General features: G+C 69.2%; 15 protein-coding genes and 6 pseudogenes. 7 read left to right on the forward strand and 14 right to left on the reverse strand.

The annotated features are described in order from the left end of the window. Positions 1-151 precede the first annotated feature (151 nt). Both AB0E77_RS22140 and AB0E77_RS22145 read right to left on the reverse strand, forming a co-directional pair. A complete protein-coding gene (locus AB0E77_RS22140) occupies positions 152-1,228 on the reverse strand; it encodes an FAD-dependent oxidoreductase (RefSeq protein WP_361573229.1) in 1,077 nt (358 codons plus the stop codon). A 79-nt stretch (positions 1,229-1,307) separates the two neighbouring features. Next, positions 1,308-2,336, reverse strand: coding sequence for an alcohol dehydrogenase catalytic domain-containing protein (locus AB0E77_RS22145; RefSeq protein ID WP_361573231.1), 1,029 nt, complete (start codon positions 2,334-2,336; stop codon positions 1,308-1,310). A gap of 132 nt (positions 2,337-2,468) precedes the next feature. Between AB0E77_RS22145 and AB0E77_RS22150 the strand changes: the two genes are divergently transcribed. The 3 genes from AB0E77_RS22150 to AB0E77_RS22160 all read left to right on the forward strand — a co-directional run bounded on the left by AB0E77_RS22150 (position 2,469) and on the right by AB0E77_RS22160 (position 4,315). Next, the gene (locus tag AB0E77_RS22150) at positions 2,469-3,350 is read left to right on the forward strand and encodes a LysR family transcriptional regulator (protein WP_361573233.1); all 882 of its coding nucleotides are present in this window, start codon (positions 2,469-2,471) and stop codon (positions 3,348-3,350) included. 128 nt (positions 3,351-3,478) lie between these two features. Continuing rightward, on the forward strand, positions 3,479-3,760 hold the full coding sequence (locus tag AB0E77_RS22155; protein WP_361573235.1) for a hypothetical protein: 282 nt from the start codon (positions 3,479-3,481) through the stop codon (positions 3,758-3,760). A gap of 27 nt (positions 3,761-3,787) precedes the next feature. Beyond that, positions 3,788-4,315, forward strand: a complete 528-nt coding sequence (locus AB0E77_RS22160; RefSeq protein ID WP_361573237.1) for a carboxymuconolactone decarboxylase family protein — start codon at positions 3,788-3,790, stop codon at positions 4,313-4,315. 1,356 nt (positions 4,316-5,671) lie between these two features. Here the strand turns inward: AB0E77_RS22160 and AB0E77_RS22165 are convergent. The 7 genes and pseudogenes from AB0E77_RS22165 to AB0E77_RS22195 all read right to left on the reverse strand — a co-directional run bounded on the left by AB0E77_RS22165 (position 5,672) and on the right by AB0E77_RS22195 (position 11,472). Beyond that, a complete protein-coding gene (locus AB0E77_RS22165; RefSeq protein WP_361573239.1) occupies positions 5,672-7,369 on the reverse strand; it encodes a subtype B tannase in 1,698 nt (565 codons plus the stop codon). A 176-nt stretch (positions 7,370-7,545) separates the two neighbouring features. Next, complete coding sequence (locus tag AB0E77_RS22170; RefSeq protein WP_361573241.1) at positions 7,546-8,049, reverse strand: hypothetical protein; 504 nt, start codon at positions 8,047-8,049, stop codon at positions 7,546-7,548. A gap of 16 nt (positions 8,050-8,065) precedes the next feature. Next, the gene (locus AB0E77_RS22175) at positions 8,066-8,293 is read right to left on the reverse strand and encodes a hypothetical protein (protein ID WP_361573243.1); all 228 of its coding nucleotides are present in this window, start codon (positions 8,291-8,293) and stop codon (positions 8,066-8,068) included. Beyond that, on the reverse strand, positions 8,290-9,075 hold the full coding sequence (locus AB0E77_RS22180; protein ID WP_361573245.1) for a histidinol dehydrogenase: 786 nt from the start codon (positions 9,073-9,075) through the stop codon (positions 8,290-8,292). Before AB0E77_RS22180 ends, AB0E77_RS22175 begins: the two co-directional genes overlap by 4 nt. Before the next feature lie 121 nt (positions 9,076-9,196). Further along, positions 9,197-9,505: pseudogene (locus AB0E77_RS22185) on the reverse strand (histidinol dehydrogenase); the annotation flags it as partial. Positions 9,506-9,563: 58 nt separating this feature from the next. Then, positions 9,564-10,511: pseudogene (locus AB0E77_RS22190) on the reverse strand (VOC family protein). Further along, positions 10,508-11,472 (reverse strand): annotated as a pseudogene (locus AB0E77_RS22195) (fumarylacetoacetate hydrolase family protein). Before AB0E77_RS22195 ends, AB0E77_RS22190 begins: the two co-directional pseudogenes overlap by 4 nt. Before the next feature lie 455 nt (positions 11,473-11,927). Here AB0E77_RS22195 and AB0E77_RS22200 point away from each other — a divergent pair. Then, positions 11,928-12,649: pseudogene (locus tag AB0E77_RS22200) on the forward strand (transposase); the annotation flags it as partial. Between the two features lie 68 nt (positions 12,650-12,717). Beyond that, positions 12,718-12,910, forward strand: a pseudogene (locus AB0E77_RS22205) (IS1380 family transposase); the annotation flags it as partial. A 356-nt stretch (positions 12,911-13,266) separates the two neighbouring features. Here the strand turns inward: AB0E77_RS22205 and AB0E77_RS22210 are convergent. The 3 genes from AB0E77_RS22210 to AB0E77_RS22220 all read right to left on the reverse strand — a co-directional run bounded on the left by AB0E77_RS22210 (position 13,267) and on the right by AB0E77_RS22220 (position 14,764). Further along, positions 13,267-13,665: a VOC family protein gene (locus tag AB0E77_RS22210; protein ID WP_361573247.1), complete on the reverse strand. Its 399-nt coding sequence runs from the start codon at positions 13,663-13,665 to the stop codon at positions 13,267-13,269. Next, positions 13,662-14,162: a cupin domain-containing protein gene (locus AB0E77_RS22215; RefSeq protein WP_361573249.1), complete on the reverse strand. Its 501-nt coding sequence runs from the start codon at positions 14,160-14,162 to the stop codon at positions 13,662-13,664. Before AB0E77_RS22215 ends, AB0E77_RS22210 begins: the two co-directional genes overlap by 4 nt. A gap of 95 nt (positions 14,163-14,257) precedes the next feature. Beyond that, positions 14,258-14,764, reverse strand: a complete 507-nt coding sequence (locus tag AB0E77_RS22220) for a nuclear transport factor 2 family protein (protein WP_361573251.1) — start codon at positions 14,762-14,764, stop codon at positions 14,258-14,260. A 125-nt stretch (positions 14,765-14,889) separates the two neighbouring features. On the opposite strand from AB0E77_RS22220, the gene AB0E77_RS22225 reads away from it, so the two are divergent. After that, positions 14,890-15,795 (forward strand): LysR family transcriptional regulator, encoded by a 906-nt coding sequence (locus AB0E77_RS22225; protein WP_361573253.1) that lies wholly within the window; start codon positions 14,890-14,892, stop codon positions 15,793-15,795. A gap of 64 nt (positions 15,796-15,859) precedes the next feature. Here AB0E77_RS22225 and AB0E77_RS22230 read toward each other — a convergent pair whose 3' ends face one another. Together AB0E77_RS22230 and AB0E77_RS22235 are read right to left on the reverse strand one after the other, a co-directional pair. Then, positions 15,860-16,339 (reverse strand): hypothetical protein, encoded by a 480-nt coding sequence (locus AB0E77_RS22230; RefSeq protein ID WP_361573255.1) that lies wholly within the window; start codon positions 16,337-16,339, stop codon positions 15,860-15,862. A 130-nt stretch (positions 16,340-16,469) separates the two neighbouring features. After that, a pseudogene (locus tag AB0E77_RS22235) lies at positions 16,470-17,674 on the reverse strand (IS256 family transposase). Between the two features lie 279 nt (positions 17,675-17,953). Here AB0E77_RS22235 and AB0E77_RS22240 point away from each other — a divergent pair. Next, complete coding sequence (locus tag AB0E77_RS22240; protein WP_361573257.1) at positions 17,954-19,171, forward strand: AAA family ATPase; 1,218 nt, start codon at positions 17,954-17,956, stop codon at positions 19,169-19,171. Positions 19,172-19,246: the final 75 nt, after the last annotated feature.

Consider the following 19,246-nt stretch of genomic DNA (forward strand, 5'->3'; position numbering starts at 1 on the left):
CCGGGCCCGCGACGGCCGGCTTGACGTCTCCAGGTGTGGGGCCCCGTGTCCGAGGTGGCCTCGAGCATCAGCGCGTGGGAGAGCCGACGCACCGTCCTGCCCGCGCCGAAGTAGACGTCGTCGGGACGCCGCGCGGGTTGTCCGGGTCAGCTCAGGGGGAGCCGCGGCCGTGCGCGGTCGCGGACAATACGGCGCGGGCCGCGCGCTCGCCGGAGTGCAGCGCGCCCTCGATGTGCCCTGCGTATTCGGTGGCCGTCTCGGTCGAGGCCCAGTGCAGTCGGCCGTCGAGGAACGGCCGCTGGTAGAGGTCGTGGCCGAAGAAGGAGTAGTCGCTGAGGGCGTGCACGGAACGCGGGGCCGTCCAGGTCTCGCGGCTCCAGTCCTGCACGTACACGGCCTCGGGTGCGGCGGCAGCGGGCCCGAAGCACGCACCGAGTTGTGCAGCCACTGCCGCCTCGAAGCCCGGCCGGACGGTCCGGGCGTGCGCGAAGCCGAACAGCGCCGCGGGACGTCCGTGGACGCCGGACATGTCGTGGATCTCCTGGAGCGGTCCGATCCTGCTGAAGGCCGCGCCCGCGAGCCCGTCCTCGCGCCAGAAGGCAGTGGAGTAGCGGGCGACGACCTTGGCGACGGCCCCCATCCACACCGGAGTGGAGCGGGCCAGGCGGACCAGGTCGTCGGGCAGGGCGTCGGCGAAGTCGATGCGCTCCAGCGCCAGCGCGGGTGGGACGGCCAGGACGACCTGTGCGGCGCGGAAGGCCCGCCCCGCAGCGTGGACGTCGACTCCGTCCGCACCGGCGGGACGGATAGCGGTGACTGGCGTGTCCGGCAGGACGGCGTCCGGGGGCAGACTCGACGCGAGTGCCGAGGTGAGCTGCTGCGCCCCGGCCGCGAAGCGGTAGGACGGAACGTCGATCATGTTGCCGGGATACCGGTGGACACCGGACCGGTCGTGCAGGACGGCGTCCCCTGCCAGGTGCTGGTCGAAGACCTCGGCCCCGGTCCGGGCGGCCAGCGCCGCGACGCGCTGCTCCCCCGGCCAGAACCAGGTGGCCCCAAGGTCCAGGACGCCGCCGTCGACGGGCTCGCTGAGCAGCCGGCCACCGACCCTCGTCCGCGCTTCCAGGCACAGGACTCTGTGCCCGGCTTCGTGCAGTACGGTCGCGGCGGTCGTCCCGGCCGCGCCGGCGCCGATCACGATGACGTCATGAGTGCCGCTGTCGAGCATGGCGGGTTCCCTTCGGGACGGTGGAGGACCGCCCCGCACGCTGCCGGCGCGACGGGCGGACGGGAGATATCCGGCGAGGTCAGAACACTTGGGACGGGTCCAGCACGATACGGAACCGGGGCGCCGCGGAGCGCAGGCGCGCGACGGCCGCCCCCGCTTCCCGCAGCGGCATCCGCTCGATCATGGGCCGGACTCCGTTGGTGACGGCGAAGGCCATGGCCTCCTCCGTGTCCCGCGCGCTGCCGGTCAGGTGCCCGGTCACACTCACGCCCTGACCGACCAGCAGCCCCACCGGGAGACACAGGGCGCCGTCGTCCACGCCCACCAGCGTGAGCCGACCGTGCGGCCGCAGGCCGGTGACCAGTTCGCCCAGCCTGTCGGTGGTGGAGGCGGTGCAGATGACGTGGTCGACGCCGCCGAGGGCAGCGAGTGCCGCACCGGGGGCCTCGCGCGTGCTGTCGACGTAGTGCCGGGCGCCGAGTCCACGGGCCAGTTCCTCACGGTCGGCGCCGCGGGCGACCGCAACCGTCTCGTAGCCGAGCTTCGCCGCGAACTGCACGGCGAGGTGCCCCAGCCCGCCCAGTCCGAACACGGCGACCCTGCCCCCGGTCCGCGTACCGGCGTTGCGGACGGCGTTGAAGGTGGTCACGCCCGCGCAGCCGAAGACAGCCGCGTCGAAGAGGTCCAGGACGTCGGGGACGCGCGCCGGCGCGTCCGCAGGCACGGTGATGCTCTGTGCCCAGCCACCGGGGTAGGACAGTCCGGGCACTTTCCGCTCGGGGCAGTGCACGACGTCGCCGTCACGGCAGAAGGCGCAGTGCCCGCAGCTTCCGCCGAACCAGCCGACGGCCACGCGTTCCCCGACCGTCCAACCACGCACCCGGTCGCCCACCTCGGCGATGACGCCGGCGACTTCGTGTCCGGGCGTCACCGGTGTGTCCCGGCCGGCCTTCGGAGCACTGGCCGTGCCGATGTCGGCGTGGCACACGCCACTGGCCTGCACGGAGATCCGGACCTGATGCCCTTCCAGCGGGACGGTGTCGACGGCGGACGCCACCAACGGCCCGTCCGGCTCGGTCACGACCATGGCTACGGCGGGATCCGACACAGTGCACTTCCTGGGGCGACGCTGATGAGTGTTATAAGGGTGAATGATGACGAAGTCATCGACGGCTCACGGTAACCAGGGCTGAGCCGCAGCGGTAGGCGACTCCAGCGAATGAGGCGATAAGCGATGGCTATGACGGAACGACTGAACGTCGAAGGTCTCCGCTACGCGCAGGCGGTCGCCGAGACCCTTTCCTTCAGTGCGGCGGCGCGGGCGTACGGCGTCACCCAGCCGGCCCTGTCCAACGGCATCGCGAAACTGGAGGAACGGCTCGGAGGGAGGCTCTTCGACCGCTCTCCTCGCGGCGTGACACAGACCGCCTTCGGCAGCCGCATCCTGCCACTCGTCGAACGCGCGGTCACCGCCCTGGACGCCGTCACCGCGGAAGCCCGGCGGCTCACCGAACCGGACGACCCGAAGATCCGCATGGGCGTCTCCCCGCTCATCGGCCCGCACCTGGTGGGCCGCGCGTTCGCCGCCGTCCGCGACTTGCCCACGCCCCGCGACCTCGTCCTGCGCGAGGCCAACATGCAGGACCTGCGCGACGGGCTACAGGCCGGACAACTCGACCTGATGCTGATCCCGGCCGTGACCGCGATGCCGCGCTTCGAGCACCGGGTCATCGATGTCGAGCCCGTCGTCATCGTCGGCACGACCGCCGACGACGGCACCTCACTGGAACTCACCGAGGCCGGAAACCAGCAGTTCATCCTCGTACCGGAAGCGTGCGGGCTGACCACGTTCACCACCCAGCTCTTCCATGCGAACGAGGTACCGCTGCACACCTATCCCGGGGAAGCGGCCAGCTACCGGGTCCTGGAGGAATGGGCCGCTCTCGGCCTGGGCTCGGCCATGCTCCCCCGGTCCCGGCTCACTTCCCCGGCCGTCCCGCACCGCCCACTGCTGAACGCGGGCCGGGAGGTCCAGATCTCCTTCGAGGCCGTATGGAACCCGGACTCGGCCCTTCACACGGACCTCACTCTGCTCGTCCAGCAGCTCAGCGCATCCCGGTAACCCATACAGGCCGCTTATGCGGGGATTCAAAAAGCTCCCCTACCGGATGACATTCCTTCTGCCTAACTTGGCGGTGTGCAGCGACGACGTCGCAGCACACCCGTCGAGCTGGAAAGACAGACATAACCATGGCCTATCTTGAAGTCACGCTTACCGTGGACCCCGCCAACCGTCCCGCGGCGGCAGCCGTCTACGAGAAGTACAAGCAGCAGTTCCTGGACGGCGTCTCCGGCGCCACCAGCAAGGAGCTCCTGATCCGGGACGAGGACGTCCAGGTGCTGCACGGCTTCCGGTCGGTCGCGGACGCCCGCGCGTACCTGGACAGCGAGCTGTTCACACAGGACATCGTGGGTGAACTCGCGCCGCTGCTGTCGACCGACCCGGACGTGCGGGTCTACGACACCGTCTGACATCCCCGTTCTGCGAAGGAGGACAGTGTGAGCACCGTGCGAGTCACCCCCTGGCAGGAAGGCGATGTTCCGTCTCCCCCGTCCGAGCTGCTCGCGGGCATGCGAGGCCGCCGCCCGGGCGGCGAGCTGATCGGTATCGACCGCGTTCTGCTGCGGAGCGTTCCGCTCGCCACGGGTTGGAACGGCCTGCTGGGCCGGGTCCGTGCCGAGTTCGACCTCAGTCTGGAGTACCGCGAGCTGATCATGCTCCGGGTGGCCGCCCTCAACAGGGCGGAGTTCGAATGGGGCGTGCACCACCCCGCATACCTGGATGCGGGCGGGAGTGATGAGAAGAGCCAGGCCCTTCGGGAAGAGGACGCGGACAGCACGCTCTTCAACGAGGAGGAACGGGCTCTGATCACCCTCACCGACCAGTCAACACGCCGGGTCGAGGTGGACGCCGACGTGATCGAGCACCTCAAGCGTCTGTTCGGCGAGGCACAGACGGTGGAGGCGGTCGCCACGGTCGCGGCGTACAACATGGTCTCCCGCTTCCTGGTGGCGCTGGCCATCTGACCCCGGGCGACGCCACGGCGACACGTCACGTACCGGCTGCCGGCGTCGCGGTGGTCGGTACGGATGCATGCATGACCTGTATCAGAGTGACTCGGTCGAGCCGCGTTCCCTAGTAACGCGGGGACGATGACGGCCGCTCGCAGCACCAGACCGGTCCGTCCGCTCGGACCGCTGCACGGAAGGAAAAAGGTCGCAAAGCCCACCCGAACAACAAAAGCACAGGTCAGAGCCCCTTGCCCGTAGGCTCAGGAATCGCCACGCACTCAACGTGCGAAGTCATCGGAATCCCATGCAACCCCAACTCACCTGCGATGACTGCTGCCGTTCGTCACAGTGCCGGGTAGTGGCGTGGCGTGCTGGATGCTGCCGGCTCCTCTCCGGCATCGTGCCATCAGAGCGGGCCCTCTACGGCAGGCGGGGCAACATAGCCCCGAATCGCCGGTCGGGCCCACACGAGCAACCGACGGTAGCCAACGGCCGGAAAGGACTCTGTGTCCAGCACCTTCCCCAGCGTGGAGACCACGGCGGCGACGTGAACCTCCCCGTGCGTGTCCACACCCAGGACGACCTCGCGCCGAACGGGAGGATCCGTGCTCGAGGTGGTGCTGCGCTGTCGGGTCGTCATGATCGTTGTCCTCCCACGTGGTGACGTGCTGGCTGGGGGAACACCACCGGCCTGCTCGGACGGTCTGAACCGTGATGGCGCCTGGAACTCGGCAAGGCCCCTATTGGGACACGCCCTGTGGCTCGGTGACAGCAGAAAGCGTCCCGCAACGACGGTCGACATGCCTGTGACTGGGCACTTCGGTCAAAGATCTCAAGGGTCAGACCCCCGTACGGAACGGCATCGCGCAACCGTCCCGTCGGTCCCGGCGCATCGGCACGTCCCGACCACAGCCGGATGGCTTCGCCCCAACGAGCACCCAACCTGGCTGGAGCAGGTTGAGAATGAGTCGAATCCCCGACCACTGGTGACCGGCAACGACGGACAGCCGTCTGGCCCGCCGCGCGGTCGCCCCTTCATCGCATCGCACGAACGGCTTCGAGCCCTCTTTCCGGTACACGGCCTCCCACAAGTCACGTAGCGGACGCTGACGGCCCACGATGCGGCGAACTCGGCGCGCTGTCGGCGTTCCCGCTCCCGGCGTGCCCGGGCTTGGGCTATCTACTGCAGACGCCGGCCTCGACGGACGAGGTCCTTCTCAATGAGCTGCTGGCCGTTGTCGGCCATGATGGTCTCCGTTCTCCTGGGCGGGGGCCGGGGGACTGGAGGATGCGGCCGGACCTTGCAGTCAGCGTGCTCGATCGCCCGGCCGCCCTGTCCCCGGACGGGGCGGCCGGTGGCGGTCCTGTCCGTTATGCGAGCGGGTCGCCGGCCTTCTGAACGATCCTGTCGATCCAGGCCATGGCCTCGGGCACGTCATAGTTCCCAGCGTGCGGCTGGTTCCAGGCGATCCGGTAGTCCAGGTCCTCGACCTGCTTGTCGGCGGCGAGGGCGCGGTCGAGGTTGACCGAGACGGTGAAGGCGGTGTCGCGGTCACGGGTGCCGTGGCGGACGTACCAGTTCGGCGCGGTGTCGGCCTTGGTGCCGATGAAGTCCATCGGGTTGATGAGGTGGATCTGGTCGTCGACGGTGGTGCTCGGCTGCGCGGTGTACTGCTTCCAGGTCAGCCCGGTGTCATCCAGGCCACTGCCGTCGCCTGGCACGTCGTTGTGGTTCCAGCTGTACTCGGTGTAGTTGAGGTACATCTGGGTCGGCGGGCCGAAGAGGTTGGTCTCGGTGCGGCTGGCGGTGTTCCCGGCGACGCCCACGGCGTCGAAGGCCGGGGTCGTCTTGAGGGCGGCCTGGGTGGCGACGAAGGCGAGGTACTTCGTCATGTCGACGGAGCGCACGGTGCGGGTGGCGGTGTCGACGTCGATCCAGTCGTTGACGTACGACTTGGTGGTGCCGCCCGCCGTGAACTGGAAGGTGCCGCCCAGCGGCGGGATGGTGTGGGCGGGATCCTCCTTCAGGTAGGTCTCGGCGGAGCGGACGACCTCCTGCTGGATGGTGTCGAGCATGGTGGCGGCGGTGAGCCGGGAGCCGTCGGGGTTGCGCAGGCCGAGGCTCTTCTCGTACGCCGCGAACCTGGCCGCAATCTCCGCGGCTTCCTCGGGCGAGGGGTTCTGCCCGGTGGTGTCGCGGGTTCCGAGGGCGTTGTAGAGCCACTCGTAGGCGATGTCGGCGTTGCCGAGGTCGGTGATCGGGCAGTAGGCGTTGACGGCGAAGACGTCGTCGCGCAGGGTGCTGCGCCCCTTGGCGTCGATGCCGGCGGCGCCGATCGCGGCGAGGTACGGGGTGTACTCCCCGCTGTTGCCGGAAGCGCCCAGGATCGACGCCAGCGCGCCGCCGCCGCTGGTGCCGTTGACGACGATCCGCTCCGCACTGCCGGGCATCGCGGTGTCGTTGAGACGCAGGTAGCGCACGGCGGCCTTGGCGTCGGTGACGGCCGCGGGTGCCTTGCCGGGGGACGAGCCGTCGGCGCCGATCAGTCCGCGGCTGCGGTTGGCGACGTCGACGAAGACGTAGCCCGCCTTCAGGGCGGCGCCGACGTTGCTCGTCGCGCTGTTGTAGGCGGCGCTGGCGGTCACGCTCGCCCGTATGTAACTGGCCATCCAGCCACTGTTGTTCACGGCGAAGTAGATCGGCGCCCGCTGGTCGCCGAAGGCGCTCTCGGGGACGAACACGTTCATGCTCTGGTAGCCGCAGGCGGTGTTGGAGATGGTGCTGGTGCCGCCGCTGGGACCGCCGGGCTGCTGTGCCGCCGCGGCGACCGGGTTCGCGACGTAGCAGATCTCCTTGTACCAGCGCACCTGCAGGGGACGGCCGTCGACGGTGACGGTGATCGTCGTGTAGCGGGAGGGGTCGAAGGCGAGCGCCGCGTCCTGGGAGCCCGCGGCGTGGCTGCGGCTCTGCGCGGGGGCGGCCGCCGCGACGGAGGCCGGTACGGCGACGGACGTGAGGACGAGGGAACCCGCGAGCGCCACACCTCTCAGGAGGCGTGTGCGGATCACTGGGCGTTCCGCCCGCACGCTCGGCGGGTGGGCGAGTGCGTCTCGTCCGCAGTACGTGGTCAACCTCTGCATGGGTCTCCCCTCATCGAGCACCAGGTGCTTCGCGGATGCCTCGAGGTCAAGGCATGACGCACGCTACAAGATTGTTAACAATAGGCCTAGCATTATCGTGGACATTATCGGCCGTCGTGGTGGCGCAGCCATAGGACGAGGTGCCAGTCCTGGTCGTTGGCGAGGGGATCTGCGGTGTGCGCGGGGCGTCCGTCCACGGCCGAAGGCATGACGAAGGCACAGGTGGCCGAGCCGTCCTCGTGGTAGTTGGCCAGGTTCGCGCGGAAGATCGTCTCGGCGAGGCGGTCGGTGTCGGGGGTGCGCAGGGTGGCCGGGAGGCGCAGCAGGGTCGTGGCGGTCAGGGTGCTCCAGTAGTGCGGGAAGACGTCGCCCCAGAGCCGGTTCTCGCCGAACCAGTAGCCGTCCCAGTGGCGGATGGCGATGCCGTGCAGGCCGGCGGTGTCGAGGGCGTCGCAGACGGCCGTCGTCGTCGGGGAGTCGTCGATGGACAGATGGGTGGCGCCGCCCAGGTCGAAGCGGCGCTCGATGATGCGGGCGGCGGGCTCCAGGTCCTCTTCCCGGCCGTGCGCCCGGTGCCGGTCGAGGAAGAAGCGGGCCAGCCAGGGCATGTCGTACAGCCGCGGTTCAAGGTGCCAGGATCTGCGAGCCGCGGCGGGGGGCGTCGGTCTCGTCGAGGAGGTGGCGTACGGCGAAGCGGGACCAGCCATCCAGCAGGGGGCTGGTCTCCTCAGGCTCTGCGAGGCCGCGGACGGTGGCGGCCTGCAGCAGCAGCGGCATGGCGATCCGCTCCGAGCCGTCGGACCAGTCCGGCCAGCCGTTGGTGGCGCTGGTCAGCCCGGTCCGGGTGTTCACCGGGACGAAGGCATGCTCGAGCAGACCGGGCCGCTCCACGGCCCGCTGGTGGCAGGCGATGTAGGCGACGCGGCGGCACACGACCTACTCCAGCGGGAGATGGAAGAGCACCTCGGTACGGGCGCCGTCGCCGATGTCCAGGGTGCGGGTGCCGTGTGCGGACGCCTCGACCCGGTACTGGCCCTCCGCCTCCCGCTCCACCTTTGGTTGGTGCCGATGACCTTGTCGCCGAAGGACACGCAGGTGCCTTCGCCGAGGAACAGGGCGCCGTACTGGGTCATGCGCTCAAGGGCGAGCCGGGGCTCGGCGGTCAGCACCTCGACGTGTTCGGAGGCGAACGTATCGGCGAGCTCGTAGAGTTCGTCGATGCCGTCGACGACGAGCACCTGGCCGTGGTCGCGCCAGGCGGGCTCGGCGAAGTCGCGGGTCGGCATGCCGGGCAGGAGCCGCTCCACCTCGGCGAGGGTCTTCTCGGCGACCTCGCGGGAGGTGGTGATCAGGGCGGCCGGGGAGTCGGGGCCGTGTTCGGCCTGGGAGAGCAGGTCGACGGCACAGACGAACGGGTCGGCCTGGTCGTCGGCGAGGACGAGGATCTCGGTAGGGCCGGCGAACAGGTCGATGCCGATCTCTCCGAACAGCTGGCGCTTGGCTTCGGCGACGTAGGCGTTGCCGGGACCGGCGATCAGGTTGACTGGCTCCATGCTGTCGGTGCCGACGGCCATCGCGGCCACCGCCTGCACCCCGCCGAGCAGCCAGATCTCGTCCGCGCCCGCGAGGTGCATGGCGGCGACCGTGGCGGCGGTGATCTCGCCGCGGATCGGCGGTGTTCAAGCGACCACACGGGGGCACCCCGGCGACCTTGGCGGTCACGATGCTCATGTGGGCGGATGCGGTGAGCGGGTAACGGCCTCCGGGGATGTAGGCGCCGGCCGCCTGAACGGGGATGTGCTTCTGGCCGAGGCGCACGCCCGGCCGGGTCTCGACCTCGAACTCGCGCATCGAGTCGAGCTGGTGGCGGGCGAGGGTGCGCACCTGCTCCTGGACGAACCGGATGTCGTCGATGACCTGTTGGGGCACCGAGGCGAAGATCTTCTCGACCTCCTCGTCCGTCAGGCGGAAGGAGGCGGGGCTCCGGTCGTCGAACTTCTCGGAGTACGCGCGCACCTGGTCGAGTGAGGCGGTGACCTGCGCCTTGGGTACGGCGTGTTTCATGATGTCTGCCACGGTTGCGGCCTTTCTCGATCGGTGGGGTGGTCGGAGGGAACGGGGGTCAGACGGGCGGGGCTTCGAAGAGCACGTCGGGGTCGTTGAACTGTTCCTTGGCGACCGATTCGCTCATCGGGTCGGCGGTCCCCCACTGGTCCTGGGTGATCGGGTCGTCGACGTCGTGTCGGCCCGGGTGCCAGAGGTCTTCCTCGAGGACGGCGAGTTCGGTGGTGTACTCCACGGTGTTGCCGTGCGGGTCGTGGAACTAGGCGAAGGTGTTGTCGCCCGCAAGGTGCCGGCCCGGTCCCCAGGTGAGCCTGGTCCCGGCGCGCAGCGCGCGGCCGGTGCCACGCATGTACTCCTCGACGCCGCGCATCTCGAACGAGGCGTGGTGCAGGGAGGCATGGGGTCCGCGGGCGATGGCGAAGGAGTGGTGCAGGGGGCTGCACCGCAGGAAGTACATGAGGTCGCCCATGTGCGTGGAGTACAGGGTGTCGGTGAGCCGGAAGCCGAGATGCCGGACGTAGAAAGTCCCTCAGGCCCTCGGGGTCCTGCGAGTTGACGACGCAGTGCGAGAGCCGTACCGGGATGGCCTCCCGTTCCTCGATCTTGCGGTGGGTCCGGGTGGCCACGTCGGCGGACACCTCGACGACCCGGCCGTCCGGGTCGAAGAACCGCAGGCCGTAGCCGCCGCCCGGTGTGTCCAGTGGCTTCGGCTCGTGGATCAGCCGGACGCCCGCCCGGCCGAGTCGCACCGCCAGTTCGTCGAGGCCGCCGGTGACACGGCCCCGAAGGCGACCAGGTCCATTCGCTTGCGCTCGTCCTTGCGGATCCTGACGACGTACTGCTCGGGGCTACCCTCGGCGGCGAAGAACGCGAGGCCGCTGTCGTTCGCGACCTCGGTCAGTCCCCAGGTGGTGCCGTAGAAGGCGCGCTGCCGGTCGAAGTCCGGTACGGCCAGGTCGACATGGCGCAGGTGGCTGATGGGCTGGAAGGTAGTGCTGTCGGTCACTGTCCGCTCCTGACGGTGTTGCGCTGGTGGCCCAGTCCGGTGATCTCCGCGTCGAGGACGTCACCCGGCTTCAGGAAGACGTCCCAGTGCGCGCCGTTGCCGGCCGGGGAGCCGGTGAGGAGCAGGTCGCCGGGGCGCAGGGTGGTGGTCTTGGAGACGTACGCGATGAGCTGCGGGATGTCGAAGATCATGTCCTTGGTGGACTCGTCCTGGCGGACCACTCCGTTGTGGCGCCGGGTGATCCGCAGGTCGTTCGGGTCACCGACGAAGTCGGCCGGGACCAGGAATGGCCCGGTCGGCAGGAAGGTGTCGGCGTTCTTGGCGGTGAACCAGTCCGTGCCCATGGCCTTCAGGTCGGGCCGGTAGAGACGGTCACGGATGGTGAGGTCGTTGTTGATGGTGTAGCCGGCGACGTACTCCATCGCCTTCTCGGCCGGGATGTTCCGGCCCTCCTTGCCGATGACCATAGCGAGTTCGAGCTCCCAGTCGTGCTGCTCGCCGAGTGCGGGCAGCAGGATGTCGTCGTAGGGGCCGGTCAGGGATCGGGGGGAGCCGAGGAAGACGTACGGGACTCCGCTGCGGATCCGCTCGTCCATCATCTTCTCGGCGTCGGCGCGGCTTCCTGCGGGGTGGCGCCGTGCATGCTCTCCTTCTCGGCGGCGACCAGGCCGACCACGTGCTTGCGGTAGTTCGCGCCGCTCTGCAGGATCTGGCCGGGCTCGATCGGGGTGAGGACGCGAAGGTCGACCAGGTCGTGCCACACGCGGTCCCGCGCGCCGGCGAGGTCGTGCAGGCGGGGCAGCCAGGCGTCCCAGTCCTCGACCAGGGCGCGCACGGACGGCACGAGATCGGACAGGTCACGGACGCGCGCGCCGGTGACCGGGCCCGGGAAGACTCCCGAGGCGCTGCGGAAGGTGCCGAGCGCGAACGCTCCGGCATGGGAAGGAAGCTGATCGGGCACGGGCGGCTCGCGCTCCTCGAACGGACGGTGGGTCGCCGTCGACGCTAGGCACCGGGGGCGGGCGGCGGAAGTGGCTGTTGGCGATGGCTGCCATCGGCGGGCGTCCCGGCCCTGCCTGCGGCGACGTCCGCCGCGCCGTACGGCGGCTCCATCGCCGTACGGGATGCATGGGGTGCCCCTTGCCGATGCCTCGATCCGTTGACCCTGCACGGACCGCCGACCAGGCTCGGAGCATCCCGAGCCCGGACAGGCCATCCTGCACGCCTTCCACCAAGCCGGCTTCACACCCACGACGCGCTACGGCCCTCGCCGCCCAGCTCGCCCTCGCACGGGCCGGGTGCCGGCCACCGCCTCCTGCGTCACATCATCCTGCTCAACTGACGCGCAGTCTCGGATGATCAACGCCTACGGAAGTCTTGGAAGAGCCCGGTGAGCGGTGTAACTCCCGAGCTGTGATGGCTGACGTGACGAGTGACAGCGAGGCCGGGAAGGCCGCTGTGAGTGGGGCGGGCGCCGTGGATGACGGGCTGGTCGCCGAGCTGGTGGCCCGGGCCCACGCTGGTGGGGTGAGCTCACCCCGGGGAGGGTGGCCTGCTGCAGCAGCTGACGAAGCGGGTGTTGGAGTCCGCGCTGGAAGGCGAACTCACCGATCATCTGGGCCACGAGCCCGGTGAACGGGCCGAGGGCGGCCGGGAGAACCACCGCGACGGACACCATCTCCAAGACGGTGATCACCGAGTCGGGGCCGGTCGAGATCGCGGTGCCGCGGGACCGGGCCGGGTCGTTCGAGCCGCAGCTGGTCAAGAAGCGGCAGCGGCGTCTGGGCGGGGTGGACGAGATGGTCCTGTCGCTGTCGGCGAAAGGGCTCACGCACGGGGAGATCTCCACGCATCTCGCCGAGGTCTACGGCGCGGAGATCTCCAAGTCCACGATCTCCACGATCACCGACAGCGTGATGGCCGGCATGAGCGAATGGCAGAACCGTCCCCTGGACAGCGTCTACCCGGTCGTCTTCATCGACTGCGTGAGCGTGAAGGTCAGGGACGGACAGGTCGCCAACCGGCCTGTCTACATGGCGGTGGCGGTCATCGCCGAGGGACACCGGGAGATCCTGGGCCTGTGGATCGGCGACGGCGGGGAGGGCGCGAAGTACTGGCTCCAGGTCCTGGCCGAACTGCCGAAGCCCCAACCACCACAGAACTGACGAAAACTCAGTAGGTGCCTCCCGGCCGGCCATCCGTCCGACGTGACGGCGCCTGGGGCGCTGAACTCACCGGCGGCGTTCTGGACGGCTGGCCGGAGGGCATGCGGCTGATCGTCAGGAAGGAACGGCGACACCCGGGGCGCCCCCGGACTGCGCAACCTGCCACTGCGCCGCACGGCCCAGAACCGGATCTGGCTGGAGATCGTGCAGATCGCTCTCGACCTGCTGGCCTGGTCTCCCCTGTCGGTGGGGCAATCGGGATGAGACCGTCCGCAACACCGAAGAGCAATTCGGGAACCTCATGACCGGCTCGTTGTAGAAGCGGGTGGTGTAGGTACCGTCCGGATTGAGGAAGGTCCGCTCCTGCTCCTTGCGCGCAGGCGCGACCTCTTTGCTCCCTTCAGCGTCAAAGCCCTGAGCTTCAGGCAGAGCAGGAGCCTCAGTGCTCACGACCGGACCGGGCTCCGGCATGGTCGCAGTACTGGGCCACTTGGTGACGTCGTGCTGTCCGCGGCAGGCACCGCTGAGCGGAGCACCGTCGCCGCGATCCGGCTCTGACTGCGTTCAGTTCATGACCCGCCTGACGCTGCTCACGCCCAGGTGCGGGAGCACAGCACCAGGCGGTAGCCGTCCGGGTCGGCGATCGTCACACCGTGCTCGTCCCAGTACGGGTTGTGTGCCGGAACGCGGGTACCGCCGGCCGCGACTAGGCGGTCGATCAGGGACTCGTCCGCCGGCTTGCCGAGGTAGACGACGAACAGGTCATCCACTGTCGGGGTCGGCTCCAGCGGCCGCTCCGGGTCGTGTGTCAGCTCGAAGTGCCAGGCGGCGCCGGGCGGGCCGACCATCAGCAGGTCGTGCTTGCCCGGAACGCGCTCGGTCGTGCGCCACAGGACGGCCAGGCCGAGGCCGTCCACGTAGAAGCGTTCGGCGGCGGCGAGGTCCCGCGAGGGCCGGGCCACGCGGACCGGGACGGTAGAGTCGATCACGCCGAGACCTCCCGGGCAGCCCGCCAGACGGGGCTGTCGACGTAGTGGTTGTCGAACTGCTCCGCGGAGGCGGCGATCTCCTTCGCGTCGGCCTCGCCACGCATCACGCGGCCGAGCAGGCGCAGGTAGTCGAACCGGCCCATGCCCGGCGTGAATACGAACAGTACGTCCGCCTCGCAGCCGGGCGCCGCGGCGAAGGCGTGCGGGATGTGGGGCGGCACGGCCAGGAAGTCGCCCGTCTCCAGGACGGTGACCTCCTCACCCACCAGCACCTGGAGGGAGCCGCTGATCACGAAGAACAGCTCCGTCGCCTTGGTGTGGAAGTGGGCGGGTGCCCCCACGGCCCCCTGGGCGAACGTGGACCGGTAGCTGGTGAAGCCGTCGGTGGTGCTGTCCGAGTCGGCGAGCAGCGTCATCACACTGCTGGGGTCGGCACAGGTCTCGGCCTCGGCGTGACGGGTCAGTACCGGCCGTCCGCCGGTCACTGCGATCTTCATGTCGTGTCCTTCCAGGGGATCGGGGAATTGTGCAGGGAGTCGAGAGGGGCCATGAGCTCTCCGGGAGGCCCGTGTTCGGTTCTGCAGAGCGGGCGTCAACCGAAGATCATGGTGGGTTCGCCGGTGTACCACGTGTTGTCGATGCGAAGCCGGCGGATGACCCAGCGGTCGCCGTCGCGGACCAGGTCGACGTCGTAGGGGTTCTTCAACAGCGCATGTGTGGCGGGGTCGGAGATGAGCAGGTGCTGGGCTTCCACCAGGGCCGTGAGCCGGGCGCTGTCGCCATCGATCGTGATCCGCGTGTTGGTGACCTGGTGTGTGGTGTCCACCCGGCCGGTGAACATGGCCAGAATGGTGGTGACGATGGTGTCGCGCCCGGTCATCAGTGGTGGCTTGGCCCCCCATTTGGAGGCAGCCGGGCGGAAGTCCAGCTCGGCGTCAGCGGCGAAGGCCGAGGCGAACAGCTCCTTGTCCTTCACGTCCTGGCCCAGGCCGAAGCGGTAGAGCGCGTCGATGATCTCCGTCCGGTCCCTGAGTTCCGCGAGGGCTGCGGAGGTGTCGTGCGCAGGGGTGGTCAGGGCCCGGTCGCGGGTGACGTACATGATGTTCTCTCCTGTGCAGATGAGGTGGCCTTTCAACGCCTCTGATCCTGCTGCGGTCCGGATAGGGCATCAATGCGCACCTGTGCAACGATCGTGAAGTCTCGATTAACGATGGGAAGGTACGGATGCTGGAGCGGCACGAGCTGGAGGCGTTCCTGACACTCGCCGAAGAGCTGCACTTCGGCCGCACCGCCAAGCGGCTGCACGTCTCCACTGCCCGGATCAGCCAGACCATTGCCAAGTTGGAGCGTCGCATCGGCGTCCCGCTGTTCAACCGCACTAGCCGCCGGGTGGAGCTTTCCCTGCTGGGACGACAGCTGTACGAAGAGACACGCCCCGCCTGGTCCCGGATCACCGACGCGTTCGAGCGGGCCGTCGACGCGGGGAGGGGCCTGACCGGGCTGCTGCGGGTCGCCTTCACGGGGCCGGCGGCGGGCCAGCTGCTGGTCGGGGCGGCGCGGGCGTTCCGCACCCGGCACCCCGACTGCGACGCCCAGATCAAAGAGGCACACCTGCCGCAAGTCCTGCCGTGGCTGCGCAGCGGCCAGGTGGACATCGCGCTGACCTGCCATCCGATGCACGAGGAGGGCATCGTCATGGGGCCGGTCCTGGTGCGAGAGGCGCGCATGCTCGCCGTGCCGACAGGGCACCCGTTCGCCCGCCGCGCAACCGTCTCCGTGGAAGATCTGGCTCGCGTGACCGTGTTGCAGATTCCCGAGACGCTGCCGAAGTCCCTGCGCGAGGACCGGGCGCCGGGCCGGACCCCCACGGGGAGACCGATCGCACTCGGTCCGTCGGCCATGACGCTCAATGAGACGCTGACATTCGTGGGCGCCGGGGAGGGAGTCTTCGCCGTCGGCGCCCACACCAGGCGCTACTTCGCTCGCCCCGACGTCGTCTATGTCCCTTTCGAGGATGCAGCGCCAGTGGACTGGGGCCTGGTATGGCCCGCCGACGGTGCGACAGCCCGCGTTCGCGCCTTCAGCGAGACAGTACTCAACTTGGTACAGGCACCTGCACCGAACCTCTGACCGTCACCGACAGCCCGGACGCTATACGGAGAAATAGTCAAGATCTGTGGATCCGGCGATCGCTCTAATCGCCGGACTTGCCCCAGAAGGCGATCGATGTCGTCGTGCTGTCGGTGCTCTTCAACTGCCTGCACCACGCTGACCAACGCGGCATCTCCCACAGTTCCCCCGAGCCGGGCTGTCGTGCTCGGTACCGCTCGATAGCTCGTTGGAAGTCCTCCTGGGTCGGCTCCGCGGTTCCGAATATCTCGATCGCTTCGTCGTCCGACAGGGGACGCACGGTGTGATCATCGTCGTATGCCTCGGTGTCGATCACTTCCCACACATCGATGATCGTGTGGGTGCCTTCGCTGCCGAAGGTTTCGTCTTCCCACAGGTCGTCGAGGTCCGCGATCGAGGCGAAGGACCGCCCCGCGGGCAGGAGCCCGTCCCCCTCGACGCCGTGCACGAAGAGTCTTTCGAACTCACGCTGACGCACGGCGGTCAAGGCTTCGCCAACATCTCCGGCATATGGCTCGATGTACTGCCATGATGACGAACCCATCCCGGCTCCAGTCCTGTTCAGCTGTCTGCACCGTCGGGCTGGACCCTAGCCTGTATCACCTCCTTGGCGAAGGAGTCGGGCTGGCCGGGCTCGGCCCAGTTCGCTGCGGAGCTTGGGGCGCGCGCATGGGTTACGCGGCCGCCGCCTCGGGCCGCTCCACCAGGTGGCCGCGTTCGAAACGAGCTCCGGCCCTGACGAGGGCGACGAGGTGGGGCGCGTTCACGGCCCGCCACCGCTGCTGGGCGGACTCGACGAGCTTGAAGACCATGGCCAGGGCCGCGGTGCGGGAGCCGGGGCCGCGGGTGACCTTGGTCCGCAGCCGGACGGTGGAGAAGGTCGACTCGAGATGATTCGTGGTCCGCAGGTGGATCCAGTGCTCGGCCGGGAAGTCGAAGAACGCCAGCAGCTCCTCCTGGTCGTCGGTGATCTTCTTGACCGCCTTGGGGAACTTCACGCCGTAGAGCTTGGCGAACGTTTTGATCGCCTGCGCCGCGTGGTCGCGGTCCTCGGCATTGTAGATGTCCTGGATGGCCTTCTTCGCTCCGTGCTGCGCGGACTTCGGCATGGCGTCCAGGATATTGGCCGTTTTGTGAACCAGCACCTTTGCTCACGGGTGTCGGGGAACACCTCGGCCAGCGCCTTCCAAAAGCCCAGGGCGCCGTCCCCGACCGCGAGCACGGGGGCGCGCATGCCCCGGCGGGCGTAGTCACGCAGGAGATCCGCCCACGGCTCGCCCGACTCACGGTAGCCGTCCTTGAGCGCGATTAGCTCCTTGGAGCCGTCGGCACGCACGCCGATAAGCACGAGCACGCACGCCTTGGCCTTTTCCAGGCGGACCTTGAGGTGGATGCCGTCGGCCCACACGTAGACGTAGTCGACCTCGGAGAGGTCGCGGTCCGTGAAGGCAGTGTGGTCGGCCTGCCACTGCGTCGTCAGCCGGGTGACCGTGGCCGGGGAGAGTCCGGCCGAGCTGCCGAGGAACTGCTCCAGGGCGGGCACGAAGTCCCCCGACGACAGGCCGTGCAGGTAGAGCAGGGGGAGCACCTCGCTGATCTTCGGGGACTTGCGGCACCACGGCGGCAGGATCGCGGAGGATAACCGCTTGCGCTCGCCCGTCTCGGCGTCGACGCGCTTGTCGTTGACTCGCGGAGCCTTCACCTCGATCACGCCGGCCGCGGTGGTGACCTTCCGAGGCTGGTGGTAGCCGTTGCGCACCACCAGGCGACGGCCACACTCATCGCGCTCATCTGCCAACTCGGCTATGTAGGCGTTGACTTCGGCCTCCAGTGCGGCAGCCAGCATCCTTCGTGCGCCCTCCCGGACGATCTCGTCGATGAAGGAGGAGCCGTTGGTGGTGCTGCCGTCGTCGTGTGGCGGGACTCTCTGCCGACTCGTCCGAAACGCCGGACTCCCCCGACACGGATGCCACCAGCTGATCAAGACGCTGAACGGACAGTCTGGTCGCTTGCACCACGGTGGTGCCGCCGGGGAGGTGCGCGAGCCAAGCTGCCCACCGGTTGGAGGCGGGGCGACGGTGCGGACGTCTGTGCGGGATAGGCTCGGGTCACCGCCAGCCCGCCAGGACCGCCAGGACCGCCACAGGAGGAGTCGGCCATGGGCCCACAGGACCCGCAGGAGGCACCGGCCGCACCGGACACCGCCGAGCAGCTCCGGGCGATCGGCGACGAGTTGTCGGACCGTTTCTACGAGCGGGCCGACGTCGTCCGGACGCTGCTGGTGACGCTGCTGGCCGGTCAGCACTCGCTGGTGCTCGGCCCGCCGGGAACGGCCAAGTCCGAGCTGGCCCGGGAGCTGACCGGCCGGATCGTGGGGGCGTCCTACTGGGAGATCCTGCTGTCCAAGTTCACCGCACCGACGAGGATGTTCGGCCCCATCGACGTGGCCGCGCTGGCACGCGGGGAGTACCGCCAGGTCTACGAAGGGCGCGCGACCACGGCGCACATCGCGTTCATCGACGAGATCTTCAAGTGTTCCACTGCGGCGCTGAACGAGACGCTGGGCTACCTCAACGAGCGGATCTACCACCCCGAGAGCGGCGGCGCCCCCGTCCGCTGCCCCCTCATCGGCGCGATCACGGCGAGCAACGAACTGCCCGACGGTCAGGACTCGGCCGCGATCTACGACCGGCTGCTGGTGCGGATCGAGGTCAAGTACCTGGAGGACCCCTCGAACTTCGCCGCTCTGGTCCGCTCCGCCGTCAGCCGTCCGGCCGCGCCGAAGCGGACCACCGTGGACCTGGCGGCGCTGCAGCACGCCGTGGCCGAGGCCGTCCCCGCCGTGGAGGTGCCCGACGGGATCGTGGACGCGGTCTGCACACTGCGGGCCGCCCTGCGCCGCAAGGAGCTGATCGCGTCCGACCGCCGCTGGCGACAGGCGGTGGGGCTGCTCCAGGCGTCCGCGTACCTCGACGGGCGCCCCTCGGTCGCCGAGATCGATCTGTCGGTGCTGACCCACGTGCTGTGGGACTCCCCCGCCGAACGCCCGACCGTCGAGCGCGAGGTGCTGCACCTGGTCAACCCGGACGCCAAGGAGGCCCTCGACCTCGCCGACACCATCGAGGAGCTGGAGGCCCAGCTCGACGCGATGGCCGGGCAGTCCCGCGAGGCGCTGAGCGAGTGGGTCATCAAGAAGGCGCACAACCAGCTGGCCATGGCGGGCAAACGCCTGGAGAGACTGCGCGCGGAGGCGGTGAGCGCGGGGCGCTCCACCAGCGCCATCGACCGGGTCACCGGCCGTCAGCGCGCCGTCCGCGCCCGGGTGCTCACCGAGGCCCTCGGCGTGGACGCGAGCACCGTGCAGGCCCAGCTCTGAGCGCGGGTCAGGACAGCAGTGTGAACGACGGCACCGATGTCGAGGCGGGCGGGGCGGCGAGCCGGCTCCGCGTAC

The sequence above is a fragment of the Streptomyces sp. NPDC032940 genome, assembly GCF_040636935.1.
GTDB lineage: Bacteria > Actinomycetota > Actinomycetes > Streptomycetales > Streptomycetaceae > Streptomyces.